We start from the raw sequence: 18,982 nt of genomic DNA, 5'->3' as shown, positions 1-18,982 counted from the left end.
GGTAGATACACGGTTCTGCCGCGGCACGCCGCGACCCATCCAGGATAGCGAACGCCGCTGCACGGCGGCTGCATGCACGTCGCCGCCCGGCGGTGTCAATCCCCCGCGCCCGTCGCCCGAGGCCCGGTACGGTGGGGCCATGCGTTATCTGTTCAGCACGGGCCTGTTCGGAGCGATCACCACGGGTGTCTCGCTCCTCCGCGGCAGCCGCGAGACGCCGTTCACCTGGCGAGCCGGTCTCGCCTGGGTCAGCTGGGCGATCACGTTCGCCCTCGCCCTGGGGGCCGTCCGAGACACGCGCCGCTTCGACCGGGGCATGGAGGTCGCCCTGGACTCGCCTCTCGCGCCGGCGCAGGCCAAGCGTGCGCACCGCGACGAGAAGCAGGCGACGAAGGCCGCCGCGCAGAAGCAGAAGCGCCGCCGCGGCTGAGCCGCGTCCGGGCCCCCTCGATCTCGGGGGCCCGGAGCGACCGCGTCAGCGGGTGAGGATGAGCGCCTCGCCCTGACCGCCACCACCGCACAGCCCGACCGCTGCGGTGCCGCCGCCGCGGCGCGCGAGCTCATGGGCCGCGTGCACGACTAGACGGGCACCCGAAGCGCCGATGGGATGCCCGATCGCAATGCCGCCGCCGTGGATGTTGACGATCCCCGCGTCGAGCCCCAGCTCCTGCTGGGAACGTGCGACGACCGCGCCGAAGGCCTCGTTGATCTCGACGAGGTCGAGGTCGGACGGGGCGATGCCCTGCTTCTCGCACGCGCGCTCGATCGCCCGCGCCGGCTGCGCCTGCAGGGAGTTGTCGGGTCCTGCGGTCTGCCCGCTCGCCCCGACCGTCACGAGCGGCGTCCACCCCTTCGCGGCGGCGACACCCCGCGTTGTCACGACGACGGCTGCGGCACCGTCGGAGATCTGCGACGAGTTGCCGGCGGTGATCGAGCCCCCTTCCGCGAAGGCGGCGCGCAGTCCCGCGAGCGTCTCGACGGTGGTGTCCGGGCGCACGCCCTCATCGGCCGTGACCTGCAGCGGCTCTCCGCGGCGCTGCGGCACCGACACCGCCACGATCTCGTCGTCGAACGTCCCGGAGGCCTGTGCGGCGGCGGCGCGCTGGTGCGACAGGGCGGCGACGGCATCCTGCGCCTCGCGCGTGAGCTCGTACCGGGCGTTGTGACGCTCGGTCGAGGCTCCCATGCTCTCCCGGTCGTAGGCGTCGGTGAGACCGTCGTACGCCATGTGGTCGAGCACCTCGACCGAGCCGTACGTCCAGCCGTCGCGCGAGCCCATGAGCAGGTGCGGCGCGCGGGTCATCGACTCCATGCCGCCGGCGACGACCACGGAGGCGTCGCCGGTGCGGATCATCCGCGCGGCATCGATCACCGCGGTGAGGCCTGAGAGGCACACCTTGTTCACGGAGTGCGCCGGCACGTCCCAGCCGATGCCCGCGGCGATGGCTGCCTGGCGTGCGGCGTTCTGCCCGGATCCGGCGGCGAGCACCTGCCCCAGGATGACCGCGTCGACCTCGCCCGCGTCCACGCCTCCGCGCTCCAGTGCTCCGCGGATCGCGAACCCGCCGAGCTGGGGCGCGGTGAAAGCGGCGAGCTGCCCCTTCAGCCGTCCCTGCGGCGTCCGTGCCGCCGCCACGATGACGATGTCGTCGTCGTTCATGTCATGCATCCTCTCGTTCCAGGTGCGCCGCGACGGTGAGCGGCGGTTCGGTGGCGGCGATGACCTCCGCCACGGTGACGCCCGGCGCCGTCTCGACCAGCAGGAGCCCGTCGGCCGTGACGTCGATCACCGCCAGATCGGTGATGATGCGGTCGACGACGCCCCGTCCGGTGAGCGGAAGCGAGCAGTCGTCGACGATCTTCGCCGATCCGTCCTTCGCGACGTGCTCCATGAGCACGATCACCCGCGCGGCTCCGTGCACGAGGTCCATCGCGCCGCCGGGGCCCTTGACCATCTTCCCGGGGATCATCCAGTTCGCGAGGTCGCCGCGCGCCGAGACCTGCATGGCGCCCAGGATCGCGGCGTCGATCTTCCCTCCGCGGATCATGCCGAAGCTCGTGGCCGAGTCGAAGAACGCGGCCCCGGGGAGCACGGTGACCGTCTCCTTGCCGGCGTTGATGAGGTCGGGGTCGACGGCGTCTTCTGCCGGGTAGGGCCCGACGCCGAGGATGCCGTTCTCCGACTGCAGCACCACGGTGACGTCGCGGGGCACGTGGTTGGGAACGAGCGTGGGCAGGCCGATGCCGAGGTTGACGTACGAACCGTCGGCGAGTTCGGCGGCGGCCCTGGCCGCCATCTGATCGCGGGTGAGCGCCATGTCAGGCTCCTTCCGCGGCGACGGTGCGCCGCTCGATGCGCTTGGGGATGTCGGTGCCGACCTCGACGATGCGGTGCACGAAGACGCCGGGCAGGTGGATGCTGTCGGGGTCGAGCTCGCCCGGTTCCACGAGGCGCTCGACCTGCGCGATGCAGATGCGGCCGGCCATCGCGGCGAGGGGGTTAAAGTTGCGGGCGGCCTTCGTGAAGACGAGGTTGCCGTGGCGGTCGCCGGCCGCGGCGTGCACGAGGGCGAAGTCGGTGGTGATGGCCTCTTCGAGCACGTACTCCGCGCCGTCGAAGGTTCGCACGTCCTTCGCGGGCGAGGCGACGGCGATGGAGCCGTCGGACGCGTAGCGCTGGGGCAGCCCGCCTTCGGCGACCTGGGTCCCGACACCGGTCTGGGTGTAGAAGGCGGCGATGCCCGAGCCGCCGGCGCGCAGCTTCTCGGCCAGGGTTCCCTGCGGGGTCAGCTCGAGTTCGAGTTCGCCGGTGAGGAACTGCCGCTCGAACTCCTTGTTCTCGCCGACGTACGACGAGGTCATCTTGCGGATGCGGTGCGCGGCGAGCAGGACTCCGAGGCCCCAGTCGTCGACGCCGCAGTTGTTGCTCACGACGCGGAGATCGGTCGTGCCCTGCGCGAGGAGCGCCTCGATGAGGGCGATGGGGTTGCCGGAGAGTCCGAATCCGCCGACGGCGAGGGAGGCCCCGTCGGGGATGTCGGCCACGGCCTCGGCGGCAGAGGGCCACTGCTTGTCGATCACGCGTACTCCTTCGAACGGACGTCTTCCCAGCATGCGGCGCCTCGGGCCTCCACCGCGCGGCGCTTCTTGCGATGTGGACATCGCGGCGAGTAGCGTCCACGATGTGGAACACTCGACGACCTCGGTCCCCGGCGCGCAGGCGATCGCCCGCGCCGCCCGCCTCCTGCGTCTGGTGTCGAGCAGCGGGTCGGAGGGGGCATCGCTGCAGGATCTCTCGCGGCGCGCCGACCTCACGAGGTCGACAGCCCATCGCCTCCTCAGTGCTCTGCGGGCGGAAGGCCTGGTCGACCGCGACGAGGCGACGGCCCGGTGGATGCCCGGGCCCGAACTCTTCGTGCTGGGCAACGCCGCCGCAGCGCGGTACGACGTGACGGCGATCGCTCGCGATGTCGTGCGTTCCCTGGCCGTCAAGACCGAGGAGAGCGCGTTCTTCTCGGTGCGACGAGCCGACGAGACGGTGTGCCTGCTCCGCGAGGAGGGATCGTTCCCCATCCGCTCGTTCGTCCTCAGCGAGGGTGTGCGCTTCCCGCTCGGCGTCGCGAGTGCAGGGCTCGCCATCCTCGCTTTCCTCCCCGACCACGATGTGGATGCCTACCTCGCGCGGCATCCCGACCTCGCGTCGACCTGGGGGCGCACGCATTCCGCTGCGCCGTTGCGCCGGCGACTCGTCGAGACCCAGGAGCGTGGTTTCGCCGTCAACCCGGGCCTCATCGTCGAAGGCAGTTGGGGGCTGGGCGCCGCGGTGTTCGACCGGCACGGGCGACCGGAATGGGCGCTGAGCCTCACGGGCGTCGGGTTCCGTTTCGGACCCGACCGCCTCCCCCAACTCGGACGCACTCTCCTCGCGCACGCCCACGAGCTGACGGCGCGCATCGCCGGGTCGCGGCACTGACCACGCGGCGCGACTATTACATACCAACAGGTATATACTTGCTGGTATGCAACGAGCTGACGTCATCCCCTCGATCGTGCTCTCGGGCTATGCGCTCGGGCGCATCGCCGCGCAGGACGCGGGAAACGAGGCGCCCGCCGCGCAGTGGCGCGTGCTCTCGCTGCTCGACCGCCAGGGAGCCGCACGCGTGGGCGAGCTCGCCCAGGCGGCGCGCACCACGCAGCCCGGCATGACCCGACTGCTCGGCACACTCGAGCGCGACGGACTCGTTCGTCGCTCGCCAGACCCCTCCGACTCGCGGGCGGTCGTCGTCGGGGTCACGTCGGCGGGCACGAATGCTCTCCGGGCGTGGCGAGACGAGTTCCGCGACACGCTCGCGCCCCGGTTCGCCTCCCTCAGCGACGACGAGTGGCGCACGCTCACCCGCGCCGCCGAGATCCTCGCCGCGCACACCGACCAGAACGACCGAAAGGACGCAACGCAGTGAACACGACCGCCACCCCCTCCCCCTGGAAGCAACCGGCGCAGGTCTGGGCGGTCGCCTTCGCCAGCGTCGTCGCCTTCATGGGCATCGGCTTGGTCGACCCGATCCTCCCCGCGATCGCCGAGTCGCTCGAAGCATCTCCGGTCGAGACCGAGCTGCTGTTCACCAGCTACCTCCTGGTCACCGGGCTCGCCATGCTCGTGACGAGCTGGATCTCGAGCCGTATCGGCGCGAAGGCCACCCTGCTCGTCGGGCTCGGCCTGATCGTCGCGTTTTCCCTGCTCTGTGCCCTGAGCGGCAGCGTCGACGCGGTCATCGGCTTCCGGGCCGGATGGGGTCTGGGCAACGCGCTGTTCATCTCGACGGCCCTCGCCACCATCGTCGGTGCGGCCTCGGGCGGGAGCGGAGCGGCGATCGTGCTCTACGAGGCCGCCCTCGGACTCGGCATCGCCATCGGTCCCCTCCTCGGCGGACTCTTGGGCGAAATCAGCTGGCGCGGCCCGTTCTTCGGCGTCGTGGGCCTGATGGCGATCGCCTTCGTCGCGGTGAGCATCCTGCTGCGCGGCGGTGACGAGAAGCGGACGCCCATCCGTTTCTCCGCGCCGTTCACCGCCCTCCGCCGGCCGGCGCTCGCCGTCCTCGCGGTCGCGGCCCTGTTCTACAACATCGGATTCTTCGTGCTCCTCGCCTTCTCGCCGTTCCCGCTCGGCTTCGGTGCGATGGGCATCGGGTTCACGTTCTTCGGGTGGGGCCTGGCTCTGGCCGTCACGAGCGTCTGGGTCGCGCCGTTCCTGATGCGGCGGATGCCGCGCACGCGCATCCTGCTCACCGTGCTGCCGCTGCTGGCCGTCGACCTCGTCGCCGCCGGACTGCTCGCCGGCTCCCCCGCCGGCCTCGTCGTATGCATCGTCGTCGGCGGCCTGCTGCTCGGCGTCATGAACACCGTGCTGACCGAGGCGGTCATGGAGGCGACCGACCTCCCCCGCTCCGTCGCGTCGTCGTCGTACTCCGCCGTGCGATTCCTCGGTGGAGCGATGGCTCCGCCCCTCGCCGCGCTGCTGTGGCACGCCTTCAATGCGACGGTGCCGTATCTCTTCGCCGCCGCATCCGTGCTGCTCGCCGCCCTGACGGTCCTCCTCGGGCGTCGCGCACTCGCACACATCGACGACCACGCCGACGCGTCGCCCACCGAGGACGCGCAGGCGATCCTCGTCGGGGACGCCGCCTGAGCCGATCGCGGGAGCGTCGCCGCCGCCCGCGGGCGCGACACTCCCGCGATCCGGGCTCGATTTCGCCACGCGTGGATCCCCTGGTAATGTAATTCCTCGGTCGGGGTTCTCCCGGGCCACGCACCTCTAGCTCAATCGGCAGAGCAACTGACTCTTAATCAGTGGGTTCAGGGTTCAAGTCCCTGGGGGTGCACGGATCAGCCTCAGTAGATCTCGCCATCTACCGGGGCTTTTCTGCTTTTCAGGGCACGACGAGGGATGGTGCAGCACAAGCACGCAATCAGGATCTGGTCAGGATGCGTGTCTCGTCACGCTCCGCCTCTACCGGTCGATTCACCCAGTCGTTCGGGCTAGCAGCGCAGCTCTTCAAGGGTGCCCGGTCGGGGAGAGTCCGCCTACTAGTTTGGGCTCATGACCAAACTGAACGACCTGCATGACTATTTTCTCTCGCACGCCGGACCCGATAAGGACTTCGTGAAGAGCGTTGCGACGCAGATGCTGCTCGCTGGTCGCGAGGTGTTCCTCGACGCGTGGTCCATCGACTACGGCGAATCTATTCCGGGTGCCATCGAGGAGGCGCTTCGAGAAGACAAAGCTTTCGTGCTGTTTTGGTCTGAGCATGCTGACTCGTCGGCGTGGACTATCAAGGAGTACCGCTCGGCAGTCAGTCGCTTCTTGGACGATGGAGATCGCACTCTCCTGCTCGTCAGGTTGGATGACACGGATGTGCCGGAGTTGGTCCGAGACTTGAAGTGGATCGACGGGCGGGGCGGGGACGCAGGATCAGTTGCCGAGGTGCTCATGGGGATGCGGGGCAACGACCGCTTGATCGCGATGCAGAAGACGCTCGACGAACTCGGCATCCAGATGGAGTATTTCCCTGGCTATGGCCCTCTATTGGCCTGCCCGAAGTGCGGAGCGACAGTCGATAAGGTCACCGGTTGGAGTCAGATTGACGATGAGCGCGACGACGAGTACGCGGGAGCCAAGTGCACAGTTTGTGGTTGGAATGACGGTGGCGAGGTCTGAGCCGTTCGTGGAGCTCCGGCCTGGTCAGGATTTGTCCTGACTCTTCCGAGTCTTTCGGAGCGCTCGATTTCGGGCATTCTTCATCTTCTCCGTGACCTCGTCCATGCGGTCCGGAAACAGGTGGCTGTACGTGTTCAACGTCTCCTTGGCGTCCGCGTGACCAAGCTCGCCTCGCTCCATTCCGGAGTGCCAGGGAGCCAGGAGTCCATGTCCTCTGGGGCGCGTCCGCCACGAACCCACACGGGGCCATAGCGGGCGATCTGCGCATTCTCGTCATGGACGAGGGACGGCCATCCCGCACGTCCGTGCCGATCCACTGCCGCGCGGAGCATGCGGTCGATGACTATGACCGTCTCGCCGCGCGTGGTGATGTGTCCCCCCGTGCCCACGGCCTCTTTGGGGAGAGCGAGAGGAATGACGCGGCCCGACCCCAAGGAGTGGATCTCATCGGCGGGCTTGGGCATGCGCACCTCCACGACGGGATCAGTCTTCGCTGCGGCTGCTGCGGCTTCACGGGCTGCGCGCAGTCGTGCAACGCCTGCGGGCTCGGGTGCTTCCAGCTCAGCGCTCAACTCGGCCAGGCGGGCAGCCTTGTCTGCGGTGCTCATGCGGTGATCTCGATTCTCGATTCAGGGTCTGCCATCTGCCGGATCTGATCCGCCTAGTCGGCCCGGGTTCTTCTGCTCCAGCACGTTGACGATCACGGCGGCCACCTCCGGGTGCTCACGCACAACCGTGCCGATCAGGCGGAGAGCGTCCTCCGCGTCTCTGATGGCCTCAGCGATGTCCGTCCCCAGGGCATCCAACGGTGCGAGAGCGACCAGGACACGCGCCTCTGCCTGTCCAGCGTGCAGTGCGGTCTTGTGGTCCCCTTCGGCCGCTGCTGCTGCTCTTGTGTCACAGGCATGATCGGCCACGTCGAGGAGTCGGCCAGCGAGCGTGAGTCCAGGAGTTCCATTCACTGCCACGAGCGCCGCGCGGGCCGCTGCTGAGAGGTGATCGCGGACATGGCGTCGAACTCTCTCGGGAGCCAGGCCGTGCTGCCCCGCGACGCCCCGGATTTACGAGGTGCCAGCCGTCAGCTCGAACTCGATCCGGGCGCGGTCAGGATGGCTGCACAGCACGCATCGACGCCCCGGGCGACGCGGTGCTGGGGTGAGGGCTGACGTGCTCATGCAAAGAGTATCGACCGCACCTCAAACAGCGTGCTGCGCCGCGTACGAGGTTGAGACATGGGCTCAGTCCAGCGTTCCGCTGCGCGGAAGGTGATCGAGGTCCTGAGCGGACGGTTGCCTCCGCCGTAGTGCCCCGCCCGTGCCCTGAAAACGTCGATCATGAGCCGCTTCGTCCAGCTCGATCCAGTCGGCTGCGGCTGAGGCGTCACTGGCTGCTGCACGGTCCAGGAGTGCCCCCGGGGTGATCGAGCCTGCTGGAGCGGCTGTCATGCCCTTCTGGGCGTACCTCAGCGCCTTCCCACGGGTTCGGGTGATCTTCTCCACGTACTGCGCCGCGGGCTTTGCGGAGTAGCCCAAGGCGTCGATGATGCGAGCCCGTCGCGTGCGGATCTCTGCTTCGACCTGCGGCACGTCGATCTCATTTCCAACAACGAGGAACGCCGCTGCAGTGCCATCCCGCGCTACCGGTCGTGATCTCGGTAGACCAACGCCAGGCACTACCCGAGTCTTCAGCCAGTCACCAACGAACCGACCCCGGGCCGTGTCGAGGGCGTCCCACAGGTCCGAAAGCGGACTGCCGGGGGTGCTCTGAAGGCTGAAGGTCACAGCGATGACGGCGGTGTACTGCTCGGTCTGTGCTGCGAGATCCGCGGCCCGACTGCTGGCGCGCTGGCGCGCACACACGTCGCACAGCGGGTGCCCGCACGAGTTCCACTTCCGATGCGCCGGGAGCGGGATGGTTCCACAACCACGAAGACGCTGGATCGAGCTGTACTCACGGATGAACTCACGTCTCTGGAGTCGAGTCGAGAGGGGATTATGTGTCTCTTCTGAATAATCAAGAGATGCGAGCGCGTTCGCTCTAACTGCGCGATACGCGCTGACCGATGAGAGTGGCGCTCGCCGCAGGAGCTGGACGCATCGGGCGTCGGCGCCGCTGTGTGGGCTCGCCTCTCCGCTGTGAACGGGGTCGTCGAACTGGTCGCGTCTGGGATCGTTCCAGTACACTGGACATCGAGAATCTAACTCTTCGCCGCCTCGGTCCACTGCAAGGACGGGGCGGCTTCTCTCTGCCCCGGACGGTCAGTGTGAGTATCGACCGGTCGTAGGCGAGATCGACCGGGGCGTGAAACTCGCGAAGTAGCGCTCGTAGGTGACGAGCACGCGCGGTACGGTCGAGTGAAGCGGCGAGCGTCGTACCCCCGAGGTAGCGTTCGCATCCTGGGAACTGGACCTGAAGGGAGAGCCATGGCAGACGAAACGGTGTTCGAAGTCGATGACGCGGTAGTGCTGCTCCTTGGTGCAGGTAGCGGTGGGCGTGAGCAAAAGGCGCAGATCAAGGGAATCACACGTCTTGAAAAGCTCGTGTTCCTTCTCGAACGCGAAACAGATGCGGGCAAGATCCTGACCGAGGATCCCCAGTTCAAGGCGTACAACTTTGGCCCCTTCTCACAGAAGGTCTACCAGGCAGTTGACAAGCTTGTTGCCGCTGGACTCTTGACAGATTCCAAGCGGCTAAGCCGCTCCTCCGAGGATTCGTGGGAAGCGGCGTCCCTGCTTGGCGTTGACGACGTTTATACAGACTTCAGCACTCGTGATTTCGAGCTGACCGACGTCGGACGCGAGTATTACGGTGCCCTCACTGAGGAACTTCCGAACGCAGTAGTCAGGCAGGCCGCTGAGTTGCGCAATAGATTTTCCGGTTGGAGACTGCGCGATCTTGTCAGATATGTATACGAGAGATACGATCAGTTCACAGAAAAATCGCTCATTAGAGACGACATCCTCGGCAAAGGTCGCTAGTGGATCAGCAGCTCATTTTGAATATTGCGATCCCTTTTGCGCTAGCGAGTTACGTACCCCTGCTCGCGGCGGCGGTATCAACAGGGCTGGTGCAAAAGCTGAGAGACCGAGAGGTACAGACGCGTAGTCGCTTGGTTGATGGTGGAATCAAGCAACTGCGCGTCGTCCAATTGGCACTTGACGAGTTCTTCTCCGAGTGGGACCCGGAGGAGGATCCCTTCTTCATAAAGGCTCGCCCTCGCGATCTGAAAAGACCCGTTGCCGAATACCTGCGGTACATCTCCCTTCAGGACAAGATGCAGCAAGCATTGCGCGCAGTTGCGAAACTCACGCGGATCGCTTTTTGGTTTGTGGTGGCTTTCTCTATTCTTACCACCGCGGCAGTGGTGTTCGGCATCTTCTACACACTCCACGGCGACTATTGGGCGGTGCGAGCACTCATCGCCGCGGGCGTGGTTTTCTTCATTGGCGGGTCTCTCTACCTGCTCATTCTGTGGTTCGCTCGCCGTGTCGATAAGGCTCACAGCGTTGCCATCATGCTAGAAGGAGGGGAATCGTGACAATGATTGAATGGGGGCAGGATGTCGATGTCAAGAACGCTGAGGAGGCGCTGCTCCTGAATCCCCTTTTGGTGATGCTTGCGCGTCGTCGATGGATAAGCGAATCAACCACTCTTCACAACGAATTCGCGTGGAACGGTCGCCGCGTCGATGTTGCATTAATCGGCAATCGGAATCGAACAGCGGCATTCGAGCTAAAACTAGGATCATTTGGCCGAGTTCTAGAACAAGCGATGTATAACAGGCTGAGCTTCGACCGTAGTTGGGTCGTAACTGACGGCGTTCCAAAATCCACAAGCATGGAGTTCGCTGCCGCGAACGGCGTTGGCGTGATCTCCGTCGTGGCTGGCCTTCCGCGGGTACTGCTCCAAGCCGAGCTTCAGATCGTGAGCCCGGCAGTTCGCAAAAGACTCATCGCACAATTGGGGGTACCGCGCACATGAAAGACATGTTCGACGCTTTCTCGCATTTCTTGGCTTTCGGAATATCTGATCAGCGCACCCTACGAGAACTCACGCATGAATATGACGGAATGATCGTGCCGGGGACTATCGCGGCCTATCAGGCTGACCCCACGCGCGGCTTTGTGCTCTCTCTCTCTGCATCCGAGAAGTTGCCGTATGCAATCGATTCTCGGTTCCCCCTTTTTCAGTCGCACCTGCCTTCACCGAAGCCGTCCCATCTTCTCCTCGCTGACATCCTCGGGCTGGAGGCGGATGGGTCAGGGCGGTGGCTAACAGAGGCGACGCTGAGCGATGAGTCGCTGGCCGCTATCGCCGCCCGATGGATAGATTTCAACACCAAGTTTCTGGGTGACCAGCCCTCTCAGTTCGAAAAATACGCCAAGCGTCTGAAGCGTCCGCTCCCACACACCGAGGCACACGGTCCGCGGTGGATCTTCCCGCCGTACTTCATGAAGGACGAGCAGTTTCCACACGCACTTGATCTCTCCCAGCGCCTGTGGGAGCACAGCGTCCAGGCGGCTTCCGCACGCAACGTGACGCCACGGTTGCGAAGGGTAGTTGCAGTGAAGGATCCTGCTGACCTCGTTCCTGGAGCGATCCAGAGCGGTCAAGATGAAGTTGTGATCTGGGTCAGCGATCTAGACGAGATGAAGCCAGAAAACTATCAGCGTCTCGCGGCATACGCATCGGCCATCAAGACGTTGCGTGCGAACGACGTCACACCGTTCGCACTCTACGGGGGATACTTCGCCGTCATGCTTCGTTCCCTGGGACTCGCGGGGGCGTCGCACGGGGTCGGCTTCAGCGAGTCACGTGACCATGTGGAGCTGAAGACTTCAGGCGCTGCACCGGCGCGGTTTTATGTTTCTCGACTGCATCGCTTCATCAGCCGCGACCTCGCCGCCGAACTGTGGCGACGGCGACCTTCATTAATAGACTGCGACTATCCGGGCTACGTGTCGCGCGATCCCCTCGACTTCGACTACCACGGTCTGATGCAACATTCGGTACACGCAAGACAGCACGAGATTCATCAGAGCGCCCTACGTACAACGTCGGACTACGTCGCAGAGCTCCGACAGGGCCGTAGTTCGTTCCTTGCGGAACTCGAAGCACTGCCACTGCCGCCCACGGTCATGAAGCGAGCGAGCGACCTCACGCTACCGCTTTCCGTATGGGCTAACGCTCTAGAGCAAGCGATTTAGCGGTTGCTGACCCGGGTGACACGTCCAGCAAGATCAGTCAAATTGGGGATGCGACGATCATTATCCGAGTCAGGATCTAGTCAGGATGCCTCTGGGAACGTCCGTGATCGGGCGTAGCGACTCGTTTCCGGAATTGATCTTTTGAACTGGGTTTTCCCCGGGTCTCCACACGCGCACGATGACGAGCGATCACGCTCGATTACCCGTCCGGACGATCAGTGGGTTCAGGGTTCAAGTCCCTGGGGGTGCACGGATCAGCCTCGAAGTCTCTCGCCGGACTTCGGGGCTTTTTCGCGCTCAGAGGCCATTCGTCTCACACGTTCACATCGAGGGGTCTCACGGGAGCGCCGACTACGCTGTTCGGGTGACCGCGCTTCCCCCCACGCCTTCGTTCGCCGATGACCTCGCGCTCGCGCTGCGCCTCGCGGATGCGGCCGACGCACAGTCGCTCCCGCGATTCGACGCCACCGACCTCGAGGTCTCGACGAAGGCCGACCGCTCGCACGTCACCGACGCCGACCTCGCCACCGAGCGGGCCATCCGCGCCATGCTGCAGCGGGAGCAACCCGACGACGGCATCTTCGGCGAGGAATACGGCGCCGAGGGCGACAGCCGCCGCCAGTGGATCATCGACCCCATCGACGGCACGGCGAACTTCCTGCGCGGCGTGCCGCTGTGGGGCACGATGATCGCCCTCGCCGTCGACGGGGTGCCGCAGGTCGGCGTCGTGAGCATGCCCGCTCTCGACCGGCGCTGGTGGGCGTCCCCGGACGGCGGGGCGTGGACCGGTACGGCCGATGCCCCGAAGCGCCTGCGCGTCTCCGCGGTCGACACGCTCGACGACGCGAGCGTCAGCTTCCAGAGCATCGGGCAGTGGCGGGATGCAGGCCACCTCGACCAGCTGCTGCATCTCGCGGAACACGTGTGGCGGGACCGCGCTTACGGCGACGTGTTCTCGTACATGCTCCTCGCCGAGGGGCGCCTCGACATGGTCGCCGAGTTCGACGTGAAGGAGTACGACATCGCTGCAGCCGTCGCGATCGTCCGGGAGGCCGGCGGCCGGATGACCTCGTTCGACGGCGATGAGACGATCTCGGCCCGCTCGACGCTCGCCACCAACGGCGTCCTGCACGACGCGTTCCTCACCCTCCTGCACTCCTGACGAACCGGACCCCCACGATGACCCCCCGCCTCCCCTCCGCGACGATCGGCCTCCTCCTCCTGGTGGCCGCTGCGCTCGTCGGATGCTCGTCGTCTCCCGCGCCCGAGAAGACCACTCCGTCGAACGACTCGGCGTCATCCCCCGCGCCGACCGCCGGTCCCGCCACCACCCCCGAACCCGAGCGCACGCCCGGCGCGCTGAGCTGCGAGGCGATGGTCTCGCCCGGTACCGTCGACGCGCTCACCGCTCAGGGGTGGACCGCCGAGACGAAGGAGTTCGTGATCGGCGACGTCGCGCTCGGTGAGGACGCGGGGCTGCTGTGCTTCTGGGCCGACTATTCGATCGCCTCGGACCACGGCCAGTTCTACGGCTGGGCCTCGATCAGTCCGACGGATGCGGCGAGCGCGCAGGACTCACTGCTCGCGAGCGGATGGCGGCGCGAGGACGCGGGCGGAGAGGTCGTCGTCACCGAGGATCCGGCGTATGCCATGGCCACTGACGAGGAGGGGTACGGCATGACCTACCTCTTCGGAGACGGGTGGGTGAAGTTCGCCGACACGAAGCAGGGGCTGCTGCTCATCGAGTGGACTCCCTGACCTCGAGCAGGTCGGCGGCGAGCGCGCGGGCACGGAGCAGCCGATCGGTGTCGCCGTCGACGGCCTGCTGAGCAACGGCCCCCTCGGCGAGAAGGAACAGGTGGTCGGCGAGCGACGCGGCGGCTCCGGGCGAGTCCTCGCCCACCAGCTCCTCGATCCGTTGCCGCACGCGTCGTTTGTGTGCGCGGATCACCGGCAGGGCGGGGTGCCCCTCCGGAAGCTCGGCTGCGGCGTTGAGGAAGGCGCATCCTCGTCCGGAGCTGTCGGCGTCATCCCGGTAGGCATCGAAGACCGTCAGCGCGCGCGGTGACGGCGCCGTGGCGAGCCGCTGCTCCCATCGCGCCCACCACGAGGCATCCCGGCGTTCGAGGTAGACGCTGACGAGTGCCTCCTTCGACCCGAAACGGTCGTAGAGGGTGCGTTTGGTCACGCCGGACGCGGCGGCGATGGCGTCGACGCCGACGGCGTGGATGCCGCGCTCGTAGAACAGGTGCGAGGCGGCGTCGAGGATGCGCCGGGCTGCCGGCGTCATGGTCGTTGCTCGCTCGGTCATGCATCCTCCCCACTTCACCGATCAGTGTACTCGCCGCGTATACTTCACAGATCAGTGAACCTCGGAAGGCGGCCATGACCGACACGCTCCCCCGCGCTGCGGCACCGTGGCGACTCGCTGCCGCGGGCCTCTCATTGATCGCCGTCTGCTACGGGCTCGCCCGCTTCGCCTTCGGGCTCTTCACCCCCGCGTTCCGCGCGGCGTTCGGCCTCGATGCGGCGGCGATCGGCCTCATCGCCGCTCTGGGTTACGCCGCCTACTGCGTCGGCGTCGGCGCCGCGACGTTCGGCACTCCCCGCTGGGGCGCCCGGAGCGTGGCGGTCGCGGCGGGACTCCTGGCGACGGCGGGAACGATCATCGTCGGGTCGTCGGCAGACGCGGTGACTCTCGGCATCGGCGCGGCGATCGGGGGCGCCAGCACGGGTGTCGCCTCCCCCGCCCTCGCCGACGCCGTGGCGAAGGGCGTCACGCCTGCCCGGCGCGATCGCGTGCAGAGCGTCATCAACGCCGGTACAGGGCTCGGCGTCCTCGTCGCCGGGCCGATCGCACTCCTGCTCCTGGACCAGTGGCGCGTTGCATGGTTCGTCTTCGCCGGCCTGGCCGCAGCGACGACGCTGTGGGCGGCGGTCGCCGTGCCGGCGGGGCGCACCACGCCTACCGGGATCCGCGCGGCGCCGCCCGAAGCGCGCGCAGAGTCCGCCGCAGCGCGAACGTCGCCCGACACGTCCCGCGGCATCCCTGGGGCGCGGACGCGGGCACTGCGGCTCCCGCTCGCGTCGCTCCTGCTGGGAGCGGGCAGCGGAGCCGTGTGGACGTTCGGTCAGGATGCTCTGGCCGCCTCGCTCGGTCGCCCGCTCGCGACCGTCGGGTGGATCGTTCTCGGAGCATGCGGGCTGCTGGGAGCCGCCGCGGGCGACGTCATCCGACGACTCGGCGTGAACACCGCCTGGCGGGTGTTCCTGGCGCTCATGGCAATCAGTACGACGATCATCGCGGTGCTCTCGCATCTCCCGGCCCTGGCCATCCCGGCGGCCGGAGTGTTCGGGGCCGTCTACATCGCGGCCACCGGGGTGCTGCTAATCGCCGGTACGCGCATCCGCCCCGACGACCCCGCCCGCGGTGTGGGCTCGGCGTTCCTCCTGCTCGCGGTCGGACAGGCGGCATCCTCCCCGGGCTGGGGCGCGCTCGGAGACGTCGCCGGGCTTCCCGTCACCCTGCTCGGTGCGACCGCGACGACCATCGTCGCCCTCCTGATCGCTCCTCTCAGCGCAGGGGCAGCACACGCCTCGACACCACGCAAGGGCGATGACAAGTGACGACCCGCATGATCGAGTGCAGATGCGGCACGACCGCCGCGGAAGGAGCATCACATGATCCCCGAGTCCTCCACCCCGCTCTCCCCCGGTGAGCAGCCCATCCGCCCGGAGCCTCTCGCGCCCGAGCCGCAGGAGCCGTCGTTCCCGCACCCGGAGGAGCCTCTGGCCCCGACTCCGAACGAACCCCTCGCGCCCAATCCCGAGGAGCCGACCGTGCCCCTCGACGGGGGCGCCTTCGAGTGAGCTCGTTGTCAACCCGGTGCACCCACCCGACCGTGTGCGGAAAGGTGGGCTTGCACGTCGACGAGAGGAGCCTCCCATGAGCAGCGACAAGGACCGTATCGACATCAGTACGGAGCCGTCCCCCGGTCCCGAGGAGAACGACAACCTCGGAGCAGAGGACGGCAAGGGCGATCCGCCCGCCGTGCCTCCGACGGACCGCGGCGACGACGTCTCCGCCGACGCCTGAGCCGTCCGTTCTACACCGCGAGACCCCGGGATTCCACGAGTACCGGGGTCTCGTCGTGTTCGGCGGTGTCGGAGGTTCCACCTAGAGTCGTTCTCCTCGGCCGGAGAAAGGAACTGCCGGCGATGGGAAACCCTGGCGCGACGCTCTCGGCCTACCGCGACATGCGGTCGCAGCACGAAGCCATCCTCGCCGCCGCACGTTGCGGGCCCCTGCAATCGCTCACCGAGCGGGAGATCGACCTCCGCGAGCAACCTCTCACGGTGTACCCGCGGCCCACACCCGTCTCGGCGTGGGTGCGCTTCGGCCCCGAGGCGGTGCGCGTCGACGCACGGCTGCTGCGCTCGACGCCCCTCGCCGCGGGGATCGAGTTCCGGGCGGGCGGGGAGGTCTTCCGCTGCTGGGTCTGGGGCAACGCCGTCACCCTCTCGTCCGACTGATGCCGACCGCTACCGCCGCGAGGCTGATGGACGCAAGCCCCTCTCAGCGTTCAGGGTCCACGCCTACCCTGGACGCATGAACGAGACGGTGACGATGGAGCAGAACGCTCTGGCGGTGAATGGAATCGACTACCTCCTCGCGCAGGATCAGGACATCGCAGACCTCCGCGAGCGCATCGAGGAAGCGGCGGCCACCAGCGGCCGATTCGTCGACTTCGTGGTCGTCGGCAACCGGGCCGTGAGCATCCTCGTCTCCGGTCGCTCCGAGGTCGTCCTCTCCACGGCGACCGTGCAGTTCGATGCCCGCGACACCGGCGACCCGGAGTCTCCATTCGGCGGTTACTTCGACCTGTTGTGAGTCGCGCCCGCGAGGACTCGAGGGAATGCGCCGTTCAGCGCAGGTCGTCGAGAACCAGTTCACCGCGCGCGTTGAGCGATCCCATCATGCGCTCGACGCGCCGAGGGTCGACGGCGGGCAGGGGGTCCGAGTCGAACTCGATGATGAGGGGGATGCTCGGGTGCATCCACGCGGTCATGCGACCGCGGTGGGGGGCGCCGGCCGTCCACGTCATCATGAAGCTCTCCTGACGACGCAGCTTCGTCCCCATCACGATCTTGACGTGCACGAGCGTCTCGTCGTCGACCTCGATCGGCGGACGAGAGCTGTTGTACTCGAGCTTTCCCATGGGAGAAGAATATGTCTCCGCGCCGGGACGCCACGAATCGCGCCGCATCGCAGAAGCCGACCGCGCAGCTTCGGCGGCCGTCAGTCCATCGCGCCGCGCACGGCCCTCGCGGTCGCCGGGGGTTCGCCGACCTCGTCGACGGTGTGCCCGCTGCACGCCATGCGGGTCGCGCTGGCCCGTTCGATCCGAGACACCGCGAACCATCGCATCCCGTCGCGCAGCTGACACCACCCCACCAGGTACCATCGGCCGGCCGTCGACGCGAACAGCACCGGCTCCACGTCACGGGTCGTCGTGGCGCCGTCACGCGCCGTGTACCGGATGCGCAGAACCCGCTGCTCGGCCATCCCCTCCTCGAGCGCCGATCTGACCGCGCGGGAGGGGACGGGCGGCGCGTCGACCCAGACGCGCCCCGCCAACGCATCCGCCCTGTCGCGGGTTCGGGGGTCGATGACCGCCAGGATCTTGCGCACTCCGGCTGCCCCCAGGTCCGCGTAGGGCGCATCGTGGGCAGCCGACACGGCGGCCATGAGGGCAACGGCCTGCGACGGAGAGAGGGTGATGGGCGGGAGCGCGCCGCCCTCCGCCAGGCCGTATCCGCCCCCGGGCCCCGGGCGCGACCAGATCGGCGCCCCGCTGCTCTCGAGCGCATCCAGGTCGCGTTTGACCGTTCGCACCGAGACCTCGAACTCGCGCGCGAGACGCTCGGCCGACACGCCCCGCGTTCCGCCATGACGCAGCATCTCGGTGAGAGCGTGCAGCCGCTCCGCTCGCTTCACCGCGCGCATCCGGGAATATTCATGACAGAGATAGTGACACACCTTTGTCCAGACGCGCTGCGAAGGTGAAGACATGACCAGCACGAACAGACCGACCATCCTCCTCCTCGCCGGGCACTGGCTCGGAGCATGGGCGTGGGACGAGGTCCTCGCTCATCTCCCCGCCGACCACGCCCGAGCGGTGGCGATGACCCTTCCGGGACTCGACCCCGACGACCGGGGGCGCACCACGAGAACCCTCGACGACCAGGTGCACGCGATCCGAGACGCCATCGCCGCGCATGGTGATGAGCCGGCGGTCCTCGTCGCTCACAGTGGCGCCAATGCGCCGGTGACCCTCCTCCTCGACCGTCACCCCGACCTCGTCACCCGGGTGATCTGGGTCGATTCGGGCCCGGTGGCCGATGGCAGCGTCTTGGCTCCGGATCTGCCGGTCGGTGTCGACGAGCTTCCCCTGCCGCCGTTCGACGATCTCGCTCGCCAGGCGAGTCTCGAGGGTCTGAGCGACGACGTGCTCAAGCGGTTCGGCGAGCGCGCCGTGCCGGAGCCCGGTCCGGTCCTCCGTCAGGCCGTCGCTCTGTCGAACGACGCGCGTCGGGGCGTTCCGACGACCCTGGTGTGCTGTTCGATCTCGGGTGCGCAGGTGCAGGCACTCGTGCAGGCCGGCCACCCGATGTTCGCCGAGGTCGGCACGCTCGCCGACCTCGACATCATCGACCTGCCGACGGGGCACTGGCCGATGTGGAGCCGCCCCCGTGACCTGGCCGACGTGATCCTGTCGGCCGCCGCGAAGACCGCCTGACGCCGACGGGACACTGTGACCCGGCGCGCATGGCCGCGCGCGAATGCGAAGAGGCGCGCCTCCCCACGATGGCGGGGAGGCGAGCCTCTTCGTGTGCGACAGCGACCTGTGGAGCTGGGGGGGAATCGAACTATGCCCCGCCACGCATGACTGCGCATCATCCGCGAAATTACGGGAGGGAAGCGTTGGTCAGCGATGGGCGCTTAGGGGGTGCGACGGGCGGGGGGCAAGATGTGGGCACGCGGTCGTGAGGGTGCGAT

Annotated in this window: 24 protein-coding genes and 1 tRNA gene; 18 read left to right on the top strand and 7 right to left on the bottom strand. The window is 67.4% G+C overall.

The genetic code is table 11. The annotated features are described in order from the left end of the window. The first annotated feature begins 139 nt into the window (after positions 1-139). Positions 140-430: a hypothetical protein gene (locus RWS82_RS03785; RefSeq protein WP_314647084.1), complete on the top strand. Its 291-nt coding sequence runs from the start codon at positions 140-142 to the stop codon at positions 428-430. 45 nt (positions 431-475) lie between these two features. Here RWS82_RS03785 and RWS82_RS03780 read toward each other — a convergent pair whose 3' ends face one another. The 3 genes from RWS82_RS03780 to RWS82_RS03770 are packed head-to-tail and all read right to left on the bottom strand — an operon-like array spanning position 476 to position 3,081. Next, on the bottom strand, positions 476-1,660 hold the full coding sequence (locus RWS82_RS03780) for an acetyl-CoA C-acetyltransferase (RefSeq protein WP_314647082.1): 1,185 nt from the start codon (positions 1,658-1,660) through the stop codon (positions 476-478). 1 nt (position 1,661) lies between these two features. Continuing rightward, the gene (locus RWS82_RS03775; RefSeq protein ID WP_314647081.1) at positions 1,662-2,318 is read right to left on the bottom strand and encodes a 3-oxoacid CoA-transferase subunit B; all 657 of its coding nucleotides are present in this window, start codon (positions 2,316-2,318) and stop codon (positions 1,662-1,664) included. Position 2,319: 1 nt separating this feature from the next. After that, positions 2,320-3,081 carry a CoA transferase subunit A gene (locus RWS82_RS03770; protein ID WP_314647078.1) on the bottom strand — a complete coding sequence of 254 codons (762 nt, stop codon included), beginning with the start codon at positions 3,079-3,081 and terminating at the stop codon, positions 2,320-2,322. A gap of 103 nt (positions 3,082-3,184) precedes the next feature. On the opposite strand from RWS82_RS03770, the gene RWS82_RS03765 reads away from it, so the two are divergent. The 5 genes from RWS82_RS03765 to RWS82_RS03745 all read left to right on the top strand — a co-directional run bounded on the left by RWS82_RS03765 (position 3,185) and on the right by RWS82_RS03745 (position 6,715). After that, positions 3,185-3,973, top strand: a complete 789-nt coding sequence (locus tag RWS82_RS03765) for an IclR family transcriptional regulator (RefSeq protein WP_314647075.1) — start codon at positions 3,185-3,187, stop codon at positions 3,971-3,973. 46 nt (positions 3,974-4,019) lie between these two features. Next, complete coding sequence (locus RWS82_RS03760) at positions 4,020-4,460, top strand: MarR family transcriptional regulator (RefSeq protein WP_314647074.1); 441 nt, start codon at positions 4,020-4,022, stop codon at positions 4,458-4,460. Then, positions 4,457-5,686: an MFS transporter gene (locus tag RWS82_RS03755; RefSeq protein WP_314647073.1), complete on the top strand. Its 1,230-nt coding sequence runs from the start codon at positions 4,457-4,459 to the stop codon at positions 5,684-5,686. Before RWS82_RS03760 ends, RWS82_RS03755 begins: the two co-directional genes overlap by 4 nt. 120 nt (positions 5,687-5,806) lie before the next feature. Next, positions 5,807-5,879: transfer RNA gene (locus RWS82_RS03750), tRNA-Lys, on the top strand. A gap of 218 nt (positions 5,880-6,097) precedes the next feature. Next, positions 6,098-6,715, top strand: coding sequence for a toll/interleukin-1 receptor domain-containing protein (locus RWS82_RS03745; protein ID WP_314647072.1), 618 nt, complete (start codon positions 6,098-6,100; stop codon positions 6,713-6,715). Positions 6,716-7,953: 1,238 nt separating this feature from the next. On the opposite strand, the gene RWS82_RS03740 is transcribed toward RWS82_RS03745, so the two are convergent. After that, entirely contained in the window at positions 7,954-8,301 is a 348-nt protein-coding gene (locus RWS82_RS03740) for a hypothetical protein (protein ID WP_314647071.1), read from the bottom strand. 837 nt (positions 8,302-9,138) lie between these two features. Here RWS82_RS03740 and RWS82_RS03735 point away from each other — a divergent pair. The 6 genes from RWS82_RS03735 to RWS82_RS03710 all read left to right on the top strand — a co-directional run bounded on the left by RWS82_RS03735 (position 9,139) and on the right by RWS82_RS03710 (position 13,680). After that, the gene (locus RWS82_RS03735) at positions 9,139-9,693 is read left to right on the top strand and encodes a hypothetical protein (protein ID WP_314647070.1); all 555 of its coding nucleotides are present in this window, start codon (positions 9,139-9,141) and stop codon (positions 9,691-9,693) included. Next, on the top strand, positions 9,693-10,253 hold the full coding sequence (locus RWS82_RS03730; RefSeq protein WP_314647068.1) for a hypothetical protein: 561 nt from the start codon (positions 9,693-9,695) through the stop codon (positions 10,251-10,253). Before RWS82_RS03735 ends, RWS82_RS03730 begins: the two co-directional genes overlap by 1 nt. Continuing rightward, a complete protein-coding gene (locus RWS82_RS03725; RefSeq protein WP_314647065.1) occupies positions 10,250-10,696 on the top strand; it encodes a hypothetical protein in 447 nt (148 codons plus the stop codon). The genes RWS82_RS03730 and RWS82_RS03725 overlap by 4 nt, the downstream gene beginning before the upstream one ends. Further along, the gene (locus RWS82_RS03720) at positions 10,693-11,922 is read left to right on the top strand and encodes a hypothetical protein (RefSeq protein ID WP_314647062.1); all 1,230 of its coding nucleotides are present in this window, start codon (positions 10,693-10,695) and stop codon (positions 11,920-11,922) included. The genes RWS82_RS03725 and RWS82_RS03720 overlap by 4 nt, the downstream gene beginning before the upstream one ends. Before the next feature lie 364 nt (positions 11,923-12,286). Next, a complete protein-coding gene (locus tag RWS82_RS03715; protein WP_314647059.1) occupies positions 12,287-13,084 on the top strand; it encodes an inositol monophosphatase family protein in 798 nt (265 codons plus the stop codon). Positions 13,085-13,101: 17 nt separating this feature from the next. Further along, a complete protein-coding gene (locus RWS82_RS03710; RefSeq protein WP_314647056.1) occupies positions 13,102-13,680 on the top strand; it encodes a hypothetical protein in 579 nt (192 codons plus the stop codon). Here RWS82_RS03710 and RWS82_RS03705 read toward each other — a convergent pair. Beyond that, positions 13,661-14,233, bottom strand: a complete 573-nt coding sequence (locus RWS82_RS03705; RefSeq protein ID WP_314647053.1) for a helix-turn-helix domain-containing protein — start codon at positions 14,231-14,233, stop codon at positions 13,661-13,663. The two genes, RWS82_RS03710 and RWS82_RS03705, sit on opposite strands and share 20 nt — an antisense overlap. A gap of 74 nt (positions 14,234-14,307) precedes the next feature. Between RWS82_RS03705 and RWS82_RS03700 the strand changes: the two genes are divergently transcribed. The 5 genes from RWS82_RS03700 (at position 14,308) to RWS82_RS03680 (ending at position 16,813) form a co-directional block, all read left to right on the top strand. Beyond that, positions 14,308-15,549, top strand: coding sequence for an MFS transporter (locus RWS82_RS03700; protein WP_314647049.1), 1,242 nt, complete (start codon positions 14,308-14,310; stop codon positions 15,547-15,549). A gap of 54 nt (positions 15,550-15,603) precedes the next feature. Continuing rightward, positions 15,604-15,792, top strand: coding sequence for a hypothetical protein (locus RWS82_RS03695; RefSeq protein ID WP_314647047.1), 189 nt, complete (start codon positions 15,604-15,606; stop codon positions 15,790-15,792). 76 nt (positions 15,793-15,868) lie between these two features. Beyond that, positions 15,869-16,018, top strand: coding sequence for a hypothetical protein (locus RWS82_RS03690; protein WP_314647044.1), 150 nt, complete (start codon positions 15,869-15,871; stop codon positions 16,016-16,018). A 122-nt stretch (positions 16,019-16,140) separates the two neighbouring features. Further along, positions 16,141-16,455, top strand: a complete 315-nt coding sequence (locus tag RWS82_RS03685; protein ID WP_314647043.1) for a hypothetical protein — start codon at positions 16,141-16,143, stop codon at positions 16,453-16,455. A 76-nt stretch (positions 16,456-16,531) separates the two neighbouring features. Further along, positions 16,532-16,813: a hypothetical protein gene (locus RWS82_RS03680; RefSeq protein ID WP_314647041.1), complete on the top strand. Its 282-nt coding sequence runs from the start codon at positions 16,532-16,534 to the stop codon at positions 16,811-16,813. Positions 16,814-16,847: 34 nt separating this feature from the next. Here RWS82_RS03680 and RWS82_RS03675 read toward each other — a convergent pair whose 3' ends face one another. Together RWS82_RS03675 and RWS82_RS03670 are read right to left on the bottom strand one after the other, a co-directional pair. Beyond that, positions 16,848-17,141: a hypothetical protein gene (locus tag RWS82_RS03675; protein WP_314647039.1), complete on the bottom strand. Its 294-nt coding sequence runs from the start codon at positions 17,139-17,141 to the stop codon at positions 16,848-16,850. 80 nt (positions 17,142-17,221) lie between these two features. Next, positions 17,222-17,920 carry a WYL domain-containing protein gene (locus tag RWS82_RS03670; RefSeq protein WP_314648176.1) on the bottom strand — a complete coding sequence of 233 codons (699 nt, stop codon included), beginning with the start codon at positions 17,918-17,920 and terminating at the stop codon, positions 17,222-17,224. A gap of 73 nt (positions 17,921-17,993) precedes the next feature. Between RWS82_RS03670 and RWS82_RS03665 the strand changes: the two genes are divergently transcribed. Then, positions 17,994-18,722 carry an alpha/beta hydrolase gene (locus RWS82_RS03665; protein ID WP_314647038.1) on the top strand — a complete coding sequence of 243 codons (729 nt, stop codon included), beginning with the start codon at positions 17,994-17,996 and terminating at the stop codon, positions 18,720-18,722. The last annotated feature ends 260 nt before the right edge of the window (positions 18,723-18,982 follow it).

The sequence above is a fragment of the uncultured Microbacterium sp. genome (genome assembly GCF_963528945.1).
Lineage (GTDB): Bacteria > Actinomycetota > Actinomycetes > Actinomycetales > Microbacteriaceae > Microbacterium.
The sequence above is the reverse complement of the archived record's forward strand: the minus strand, read 5'-3'. Positions and strand labels throughout refer to the sequence as shown.